The 2,558-nt window shown below is 49.3% G+C and carries 3 protein-coding genes; all 3 read right to left on the reverse strand.

From position 1 onward, the window contains the following. Nucleotides 1-239: hypothetical protein (locus ACTHUE_RS15355; protein ID WP_440423924.1), on the reverse strand; the 239-nt coding region annotated here is incomplete at its 3' end. A gap of 88 nt (nt 240-327) precedes the next feature. Then, entirely contained in the window at nt 328-666 is a 339-nt protein-coding gene (locus ACTHUE_RS15360) for a P-II family nitrogen regulator (RefSeq protein ID WP_003683576.1), read from the reverse strand. A gap of 89 nt (nt 667-755) precedes the next feature. After that, the gene (lpdA, locus tag ACTHUE_RS15365; RefSeq protein WP_070460743.1) at nt 756-2,540 is read right to left on the reverse strand and encodes a dihydrolipoyl dehydrogenase; all 1,785 of its coding nucleotides are present in this window, start codon (nt 2,538-2,540) and stop codon (nt 756-758) included. Nucleotides 2,541-2,558 lie beyond the last annotated feature (18 nt).

Here is a 2,558-nt window from a genome sequence, read left to right on the forward strand (position 1 = left end):
AAGTTAGGCAACAACAAGAATAGGAAAAAATGCGAAGAATTGATTTTAAAAGGAGGGCGTTGAGGTTTTGCAAGTATGGGATTGGGGTTAGCCCTGCTTTGGAAAGAGTTATTTGATACGGTAAAGTTGTTCACGAAGGTCAGGTGAAGCATTGCCTCGAACTCCTCCATGCTTGATAGCGTGAAGTTTTCGATAATAGGTTTACTTGGATAGACTTTAGAGAATGGGGGGGGATTCAATTAATGCCGTTTGAAAAATAAGTCCTGAGCAAACCACGCTACGACTTATTTTCAGACGGCATTTGTATTCTGTATTTTGCGATTTCTATTAAAGCGCTGCTTCCGAGCGTTCACCGGTACGGATACGGATAGCTTCTTCAACCGGATAAATAAAGATTTTACCGTCACCGATTTTGCCAGAATGCGCGGTTTCCAAGATGGCATCAACAGCTTGATCGACTTTATCGTCAGCCAATACCAATTCGATTTTCACTTTAGGAAGAAAATCGACTGCGTATTCCGCGCCGCGATAAATTTCCGTATGGCCTTTTTGGCGGCCGAAACCTTTGACTTCGCTGACAGTCATGCCGGTAATGCCGATTTCAGTCAGGATTTCGCGTACATCGTCGAGTTTGAAAGGTTTGATAATGGCTTCGATTTTTTTCATATTGAGTCTCCTTATTTGCGAAAAGGCCGTCTGAAACATTCAGACGGCCTTTGTTCCATCAAGTTCGTTCAAATTTTATTTGAGTGAACTTATTTCTTTTTCTGAGCAGGCAGGTCGGTACATACGCCCAATGCCACTTCCGCAGCCATACCGATGGATTCGCCCAGGGTTGGGTGTGGGTGGATGGTTTTACCGATATCGGCTGCATCACAGCCCATTTCAATCGCCAAGCAGACTTCGCCGATCATATCGCCACCGTTAGGACCAACGATACCGCCGCCGATGATGCGGCCGGTTTCAGCATCAAAAATCAGCTTGGTGAAACCATTGTCGCAACCGTTGGCAATCGCACGGCCGGAAGCAGCCCATGGGAAGTTGGCTTTGGTGATTTTGCGGCCGGAGGCTTTGGCAGACAACTCGGTTTCGCCAACCCATGCCACCTCAGGAGAAGTGTAGGCAACGCCCGGAATAACGCGCGCGTCGAAGTAGGCTTTGTGGCCGGCACAGTTTTCAGCGGCAACGTGGCCTTCGTGAACGGCTTTGTGTGCCAACATCGGTTGACCGACGATATCGCCGATAGCGTAGATGTGCGGCACATTGGTGCGCATTTGTTTGTCCACTTCGATGAAGCCGCGATCAGTTACAGCAACACCAGCTTTCTCAGCGCTGATGAGTTTGCCGTTAGGCGCACGACCGGCAGCTACCAGTACGGCATCGTAACGTTGTGGTTCTTTAGGCGCATTTGCACCTTCGAAGGTAACGTAAACGCCGTCTTCTTTAGGCTCAACAGCAACAGTTTTGGTGTTAATCATGATGTTGTCAAAACGGTATTCGTTTTGTTTTTGCCATACTTTAACCAAGTCGCGGTCTGCGCCTTGCATCAGGCCGTCCATCATTTCAACCACATCCAGGCGAGAACCCAGAGTGCTGTAAACCGTACCCATTTCAAGACCGATAATACCGCCGCCGATAATCAGCAGTTTGCCCGGTACTTCTTTCAGAGCCAAAGCGCCGCTGGAATCGATGATGCGTGGATCTTCAGGGATGAAAGGCAGTTTGGTTACGCGGCTGCCTGCTGCGATGATACAGTTTTTGAAGGCAACGATTTTTTTCTCACCGGTAGGCGTAGCTTGTTCGTACACTTCGCTGGTCGTCAGCGAAACTTCCAAGTGGCGCGGATCTAAGAATTGGCCGTCACCTTGGATAATGTCTACTTTGCGGCCTTTCGCCATACCGGCCAAACCGGTAGTCAAGCGGGAAACCACGCCGTCTTTGTAGCCGCGCAGCATGTCGATATCGAGTTCAGGCTCAGGGTATTTGATACCGTTGGCAGCCAAGTGGCGTACTTCATCGATAACGGCAGCATTGTGCAACAGAGCTTTTGAAGGGATACAGCCGACGTTCAAGCAAACGCCGCCCAAAGTTTTGTAACGCTCGACGATGGCAACTTTCAAGCCTTCGTCAGCAGCGGCAAATGCAGCGGAATAACCGCCAGGGCCGCCACCCAATACGACCACATCGTATTCAGCATCGGCAGAACCGCCAAATTGTGCAGCTTGAGGAGCTGGAGCAGCAGCTTTAGGCGCTTCTTGTGCAGGAGCAGCTGGTGCTTCGGCTTTAGGAGCGGCAGCCGCACCTTCGGCTTCAACGACTGCAATCAAGCCGCCTTCGGAGATTTTGTCACCCACTTTAACTTTAACTTCTTTAACGACACCTGCAACTTCGGCAGGTACGTCCATAGTGGCTTTATCGGTTTCCAAAGTAATCAGGGTATCGTCCACGGCAATGGTGTCGCCTACATTTACTTCAACCGCAATAATATCTACATTTTCGTGACCGCCAATGTCTGGCACTTTTAATTCAACTAAGCTCATGTCTAATCTTTCTGAATG

The organism is Neisseria sp. P0021.S005 (assembly GCF_051956955.1).